This is a genomic window from Anabaena sp. UHCC 0253, from assembly GCF_009712085.1.
In the GTDB taxonomy this organism is placed as follows: domain Bacteria; phylum Cyanobacteriota; class Cyanobacteriia; order Cyanobacteriales; family Nostocaceae; genus Dolichospermum.
Window position 1 is genome coordinate 589,658 of the sequence record NZ_VILD01000002.1, and the last position, 8,047, is coordinate 597,704.

The 8,047-nt window shown below is 39.6% G+C and carries 5 protein-coding genes; 4 read left to right on the top strand and 1 reads right to left on the bottom strand.

Annotated elements, in window-relative coordinates; all coding sequences use genetic code 11:
* Positions 1–131: 131 nt before the first annotated feature.
* The 3 genes from FJR38_RS06845 (at position 132) to FJR38_RS06855 (ending at position 4,800) form a co-directional block, all read left to right on the top strand.
* Positions 132–3,008: a cation-translocating P-type ATPase gene (locus FJR38_RS06845; protein WP_168536095.1), complete on the top strand. Its 2,877-nt coding sequence runs from the start codon at positions 132–134 to the stop codon at positions 3,006–3,008.
* Between the two features lie 150 nt (positions 3,009–3,158).
* Entirely contained in the window at positions 3,159–4,280 is a 1,122-nt protein-coding gene (gene recF, locus FJR38_RS06850) for a DNA replication/repair protein RecF (protein WP_168536097.1), read from the top strand.
* Positions 4,281–4,362: 82 nt separating this feature from the next.
* Entirely contained in the window at positions 4,363–4,800 is a 438-nt protein-coding gene (locus tag FJR38_RS06855; RefSeq protein WP_168536099.1) for a hypothetical protein, read from the top strand.
* A 7-nt stretch (positions 4,801–4,807) separates the two neighbouring features.
* On the opposite strand, the gene FJR38_RS06860 is transcribed toward FJR38_RS06855, so the two are convergent.
* Positions 4,808–5,266 (bottom strand): MgtC/SapB family protein, encoded by a 459-nt coding sequence (locus FJR38_RS06860; protein ID WP_168536101.1) that lies wholly within the window; start codon positions 5,264–5,266, stop codon positions 4,808–4,810.
* Positions 5,267–5,837: 571 nt separating this feature from the next.
* Here FJR38_RS06860 and FJR38_RS06865 point away from each other — a divergent pair.
* The coding region (locus tag FJR38_RS06865) for a putative PEP-binding protein (protein WP_168536103.1) at positions 5,838–8,047 on the top strand (2,210 nt) is incomplete at its 3' end.

An 8,047-nucleotide genomic window follows, 5' to 3' on the forward strand; every position in this document is an offset into this window, starting at 1 on the left:
GAACAGGGAAAACTTCTTAACAACCGACAACTGACAACTGACAACTGACAACTGACAACTAACCAATTCCACATTTTCGGTCATCACTAAATTATGATCGAGTTCTGTAACCATTCCTTGTAAATTACACGATGTCTGCTCATTCTTTACCTGAAACTACCAACCTCTGGCACGGTTTAGAAGTTGATAAAGCCCTAGAAATGTTAGACAGTGACGCAAACAGCGGCTTAACTTCCCAAGAAGTTGAACAGCGTCGTCAAAAATATGGACTCAATGAACTAGAAGAAAATGGCGGTCGTAGTCCGTGGGAAATTCTGCTTGATCAGTTCACTAATATCATGTTATTGATGCTGATTGCAGTTGCCCTCATTTCTGGCTTTTTGGATTTGCTGGCTTTAACTGGGGGGACATTAAAAGACGGTGAAGTGCCATTTAAAGATACGATCGCAATTATGGCGATAGTTATCCTCAATGGTATTCTTGGCTATGTGCAAGAAAGCCGTGCCGAAAAAGCCCTAGCAGCTTTGAAAAAACTATCTTCTCCCTTAGTGCGCGTGATTCGTAACGGTAATTTGGGGGAAATAGCAGCCAAAGACCTAGTACCAGGGGATGTCATGCTGCTGGAAGCAGGTGTGCAAGTAGCTGCTGACGGTCGCTTAATAGAACAGTCGAATTTGCAAGTGCGGGAATCGGCTCTCACCGGTGAAGCCGCATCTGTCAATAAGCAAGCCATTCTCACATTACCAGAAGATACGTCATTAGGCGATCGCCTCAACTCAGTTTTTCAAGGAACGGAAGTTGTCCAAGGTCGAGCTAAGGTCCTTGTTACCGACACAGGAATGCGAACGGAACTCGGCAAAATCGCCACGATGTTGCAGTCTGTGGAGAGTGAACCAACACCCTTACAGCAGCGCATGACCCAACTGGGTAACGTTCTCGTCACTGGTTCATTAGTTCTTGTTGCCATAGTTGTGGGCGGCGGACTTATTCATGATCTAATTAAGGGAATAGGCTGGAAGAACTTACAAGAACTAGTAGAAGTTTCTTTAAGTATGGCAGTTGCGGTAGTTCCTGAAGGTTTACCCGCCGTAATTACTGTCACCCTTGCCTTGGGAACTCAGCGCATGGTACAACATCATGCCTTAATTCGCAAACTCCCAGCAGTAGAAACTCTTGGTTCTGTAACTACTATTTGTTCTGATAAAACCGGAACACTGACTCAAAATAAAATGGTGGTGCAGTCGGTATACACCAATAATTCTACCTTTCGGGTAACAGGAGAAGGTTATACCCCCATTGGCGATTTTCAGTTAAATGGTGAAAAAGCTAATTTAGATGAATATCCCGAAATTTCGGCTTTAATTGTTCCTTGTGCAGTTTGTAATGATGCTGTATTGCAACAAAAACAAGGAGAATGGGCAATTTTAGGCGACCCCACAGAAGGGGCTTTAGTCACCTTGGCTGGGAAGGGAGGAATTGAACAAGACCAATGGAATAGTAAATTACCTCGTGTCGCGGAATTTCCCTTTTCTTCAGAACGCAAGCGTATGAGTGTGATTTGTCAACTAGAAGCAGTTGCGACTGGAGAATCTTCCATAACGGCTATTGACCCAGCCATTGCTGGTTTTGTGGAATCTGAACAATACCTAATGTTCACCAAAGGTTCACCAGAGTTAACTTTAGAAAGATGTACAAAAATCCATTTAGGTAATCATGCAGTTCCTATTAATGAGGAACAACGCAGCCAAATTCTAGTAGCTAATGACCAAATGGCAAGTAAAGGCTTGCGGGTATTAGGTTTTGCCTATAAACCACTGACTGAAGTTCCCCCAGATGCTTCAGAAGATACATCTGAAGTTGATTTAGTCTGGTTGGGATTGGTGGGAATGCTGGACGCACCACGCCCAGAAGTAAGAGCATCTGTGCAAGAATGTCGCCAAGCCGGAATCCGCCCAATTATGATTACAGGCGACCATCAATTAACTGCTCAGGCGATCGCCATTGATTTGGGAATTGCCCAAGAAGGTGATAGAGTCCTGACTGGTCAACAATTACAGCGGCTGAGTGACCAGGAATTAGAGGAACAGGTAGACTTAGTAAGTATTTATGCTAGAGTTTCCCCAGAACACAAATTAAGGATTGTCCAAGCATTGCAACGTCGTGGACGATTTGTGGCTATGACAGGCGATGGGGTTAATGATGCTCCTGCCCTCAAACAAGCTGATATAGGCATTGCCATGGGCATCACAGGCACAGATGTGAGCAAAGAAGCCAGCGACATGATCCTCCTGGATGACAACTTTGCTACGATAGTCGCAGCCACTAAAGAAGGTAGAGTTGTTTACACCAATATTCGCCGATTTATTAAATACATCTTGGGTAGTAATATTGGTGAAGTTCTTACCATTGCCGCTTCACCATTGTTGGGTTTAGGAGGTGTTCCTCTGACTCCTTTGCAAATTCTCTGGATGAATTTGGTAACAGACGGTTTACCAGCTTTAGCTTTAGCTGTAGAACCACCAGAACCAGATGTTATGCAGCGTCCTCCTTTTAGTCCCCGGGAAAGTATTTTTGCTAGGGGATTAGGTTCTTACATGGTTCGCATTGGGATTGTTTTTGCCATCATTACCATAATCCTCATGCAATGGGCGTATTCTCATTGTATAGAACTATCGGGTGATCCTTTAAATCCAGATCCTCGCTGGAAAACAATGGTATTTACTTCTCTATGTTTGGCGCAAATGGGTCATGCAATTTCTATTCGTTCTAATAATAGACTTGCCATTGAAATGAATCCTTTTTCTAATCCCTTTGTTTTAGGATCTGTAGTTATCACCACAATTTTGCAGTTGATGTTAATTTACATCGAACCTCTACGAAATTTCTTTGGTACTCATGAACTCACTCTTTCAGAATTGGGGATTTGTATAGCTTTCAGTTCTTTGCTGTTTGTCTGGATTGAATGTGAAAAGTTATTTTTCCGTTTTATAGGCAAAAAAACAGTCTAAGAATTAAGAACTAAAAATTAAAAATTCATAACACTTGGATTTTTAATTTTTATTTTTTTAGATTTATACCCTTAAACACCCAGAATTAGTTAAAAATTAGAAAATTTTCTTAATTTTTAATTTTTAATTTTTAATTTTTAATTCTTGAATATGTACCTGAAAACTTTACACCTCAAACAATTTCGTAATTACCAAAATCAAAAAATTGAGTTTACTGCTGCTAAAACTATTTTGGTGGGGAATAATGCTCAGGGAAAATCGAATTTGTTGGAGGCTGTGGAATTATTAGCAACATTGCGATCGCACCGCATGGCACGCGATCGTGATTTAATTAAGGAAGGTGAATCTATAGCCCAAATTCATGCTACTTTAGAACGAATTCATAGCCATAGTGATTTAACTCTCACACTCCGTCGTCAAGCGCGTCGTACCGTGGCTATAAATGGGCAAATAGTCCCTCGACAAATGGACTTTCTCGGTGTTCTCAATGCAGTGGAGTTTTCTAGCTTGGATTTAGAACTAGTGCGCGGTAGTCCAGAAGGTCGTCGCAACTGGCTAGATACACTCTTAATTCAACTAGAACCAGTTTATGCTCATATTCTGCACCAATATCACCAGGTTTTACGCCAACGCAATGCTTTTTTAAAACGTTACACTCATACACAGGAAAAATCTCTACAATCAGAATTAGCTATCTGGGATGCACAATTAGTTACTGCTGGTATTCGGGTGATCATGAGAAGGGAGAGAGCTATTAAAAGATTAGCTCCCATAGCCTCTGCATGGCACGCTAGTATTAGTGGAGCATCTGAAGCACTGCAAATCAACTACGCTGCTAATGTACCTCTCAAAAACACCTCTACTCAAGAACTGCAAGCAGCTTTTTTTGCTAAACTTCAACAAAGAGCGATCGCTGAACTACATAGAGGCATAACTCTAGTTGGTCCCCACCGCGATGAAGTAGAATTAGTTATTAATCAAACTCCTGCCCGTCAATATGGATCTCAAGGACAACAAAGAACTTTAGTTTTAGCTTTAAAATTAGCAGAATTACAATTAATTGAAGAAGTTATTAATGAACCACCATTACTATTATTAGATGATGTTTTAGCTGAATTAGATCCATCTCGCCAAAATCAATTACTTGATGCTATTCAAGACCGTTTTCAAACCTTAATTACGACTACTCATTTAGGTGCTTTTGATTCTCAGTGGTTAAAATCTTCTCAGGTTTTATATGTGAATAATGGGAAATTGACAATTGACAATTGACAATTATTAATTGATCATTGGTACGGGTTTCTAACTGCTTTTTTCTTTCTTTATTTTTTCTAAATCCTGACTCTTGCTAAATATGAATCATATAAATTATATATTAAGTAAAAATGAAATTGCATCGTTAGGTGCATCATTAAGGGCAATTGCACCAAAATTACTCAAACAAAGTCCACAAGAAGGGACAATGAGAGTCTGGTTTCAAGGAGGAGAACCTTATTTTGATCTCTTTTTTGAATTAAATAATGGTGAAATAACTTGGTTTCAATTTACATTGCGGGGAAAATCCCTATCTTGGTGTATTCATAAACCCCTATTAAAAACTGGTATTACTAATGAATTAAATATTGATGATGTTAGTTTTTATGCAGCTAGTAAAACTGTGGAAAATGATAATAATTCAGATGGAGAATTTATTGATTTAGTAAAATCAATTCTCCAAACTCGACCAGAAGAAGAAATTTTTGTGAAAGCACTAGCCCTATTTAATGTTTATTCATCACCAACTAACACCTGACAACTGACTAATAAAATTTCTCTAATCTTTTAAATATGTGTAGAATAATAACAGTTAAAATAGCACCCATGAATCCTAATTGCCATAAACCACACCCAGCAGCAATTCCCAAAGCAGCAGCTACCCAAATCGCAGCAGCGGAAGTTAACCCATGAATTTCCGGTGATGTTGATGATTGGGAAGATTCACGTAAAATTTCTCCAGCCCCCAAAAAACCTACTCCCGCGGCAATACCTTGAATTACACGACTAAGAGAATCAGCACTAAGTTGTGTTCCACCTATTTGAATAGTAATGAGAGTAAACACCGCTGAACCCAAACTTACCAGCATATGAGTTCTTAACCCAGCCGGTTTGTTTTTAAGTTGTCTTTCCAAGCCAATCATAGCTCCAATCAACAACGCGAAGCACAGACGGAGAAAGGTATTTAACCAATCATTGCTGGCGATATAGTAAGGATTTATCAACTTCTGTTAGTGTTAAATAGCTTGAAAGCAGAATTTAGGCAGTTAGAAATAAAAAAACAGAGTATTTTGTTCATACTAATTGGTAATATAGTAACAAAAAGTATGTAATAAATCATATTTAATAATTAGGTCAAAATAAATACCGGGAGTAATAGCATTTAACGAAATTCAGGAAACATACAGCAGGAGTCAGAAGTTGTAGGGGCGAAGCATTCAGAAAACAGCCTTAAAAAAAATGGATAATTGATTGCCCGAATGCTTCGCCCTGACTAAGTAGGTGAGCAGAAAAATATAAAGGTATGTGAAGAAAAGTCAAATCGCCCAAAACTCTCTTCCTGTTCCCTGTTCCCTGTTCCCTTGCCCCAACGACAATTTTTAACGCCAGCCTACTTAGTACACAACGACTGCCGTCAAGCAACCATTAAAAATCTGCGAAAAGCTGGTTTCATGGCTTTTTTAATGATTAATTGTTAATTCCGCCCGTGGTACTAGTGACTCCCCTATTGGCCATATTTATAAACCTTAAGGTGCAATGGAACTACTAACTGAAAACTGACACCTGATGAATTGAGTGGATAAACTCTATTGGCTTGATCAAATTAAACTACAAGACCGCGCCAAAGTTGGCGTTCAGGCGTTTTACTTAAGCAAAATTCAACAACGGGGCTATCCTGTTGTCCCTGGTTTTGTGGTATCGGCTGATGTTTTGCGACAATTTCTGGAAACTCTCAATAGTTCAGAGTCTTTAATTGCTGATTTACCCCATTCTTCCTTACATTTAGATGTAGATAATTGGCGACAACTTCAACAGGTAGCTGGCCGCTTGCGTCAGGAAATTATTGCGGCTAGTATTCCCAGCCATTGGGTAAGTACAATTTTTCAAGCTGCCAGACATTGGCAAAAAAGCAGTTTAATTTTGCGGCCGAGTTTGGCAATATCAACTAACCAAGAGATTAGAAATGTTTCTGGGTTATTAGAGTCGGTATTTTGTCCTTGTGGAGAAGAGGAGATAGGCATTGCTTTAAAGCAGCTTTGGAGTCAGTTATTCCGGGCGAGAAGTTTACTATATTGGCGGAGTGCAGGTATTAGTATGCCCAAAATTAATTTAGGGGTATTAGTGCAACCAGTTGATGATGCGATCGCCTCCGGTATACTTAATACTAAATTGTCAGGATGGGAGATTGAAGCTACCTGGGGCTTAGGATTGGCTATTACCAATGGTGAGGTATTGCCAGATATTTACTACATAGAACCAAAAACTGGGGCAGTCATAGAACGGCAATTAGGTAATAAAATGTTGGCGTATCGTCTCCATAATGGCGTATTACCTACTGACAATTTGCAACTGACACCTGATCATGATTATCTTCTGGCTTATCTCCTGGCCGAATCTCAACAACAGGAATATGCTTTACCTGAAGAATATCTACAAGAATTAATTGCTGTGGGGAATCAATTAGTTAGTGAACTGGGTGGAACTTTAACAATGAAGTGGACAGTTACTCCAGAATCTCCGGCTCATGACGATGCTGAGTTATCAACTCCTAAACTCTATATTACAGAAGTTAGTGTTCCCCAAGCAGTAACATCCAGTGTCCATTTTATTCAAGGTATCGGGGCGGCCCGGGGCAGAATTATTGGTAATGCTCATGTAATTTTTAGTTCATCACAAAAACCAGTCCAAGTTCCCCAGGGAGTAATTCTCATTGCACCCGTTGTCACTCCTGATTGGTTTCCTTTATTACACGGAGTTACTGGGATTATTACAGAACAAGGGGGATTAACAAGCCATGCGGCGATTTTAGCGAGAGAGTTAGGTATTCCGGCTGTTGTTAGTGCTACTGGGGCAACAACTATCTTACAAGCAGGGGAAAGATTGCTATTGGATGGGGATAGGGGAGAAGTCTATCGTCTCACAGGAGATGGGGAAAAGTTTCCTAGTGGAGAAATGGAAAGATTGATGGATGAGGAGAAAGTTGTTCATTACCAATCTACTAATTTACCTATTATTGCGACTCAATTACTTGTAAATTTGAGTCAACCCCGATTAATTGAACAGGTACAACGTTTACCTGTAGATGGGGTGGGATTATTACGTTCAGAATTGATGATGTTAAATATTTTGAAGGGAAAACATCCTCAAAAATGGTTGCTAGAAGGAAGAAAGGTGGAGTTGTTGGAGATATTGTCTGAACAAATTATGCAATTTGCTCGCGCTTTTTCTCCTCGACCTATTTTTTACCGATCTTTAGATTGGCGTTACTCTGAGCAAACGGAGCGAGATTCACTATCTTTAAGTGACAATTATTCAATATCACCATCATCAATTCTTGGTGAACGGGGTGTTTTTAACTATGTCCAAAATCCGGCGGTTTTTGAATTGGAATTACAAGCTTTAGCTACTGTGCAAGCATCTGGTTATAAAAATATAAATTTATTATTACCATTTGTCCGTACTGTTGAAGAATTTGTATTTTGTCGTCATAAAGTTGAGGAAGCTGGATTAATGCAAATATCCCAGTTTCAATTATGGATGATGGCAGAAGTTCCCAGTGTTTTATTTCTTTTACCTGAATATATTAAAGCTGGTGTGGCAGGTATTTCTATCGGCACAAATGATTTAACTCAATTACTATTAGGAGTAGACCGAGAACAGGGAAAATTAGGGAAAATATTAGATGAAAGTCATCCAGCAGTAATGGCTGCGATCGCTCAATTAATTAAAATGTCTCAAGATGGGGGTATTCCCTGTTCTATTTGTGGTCAAGCTCCGGTGCTTTA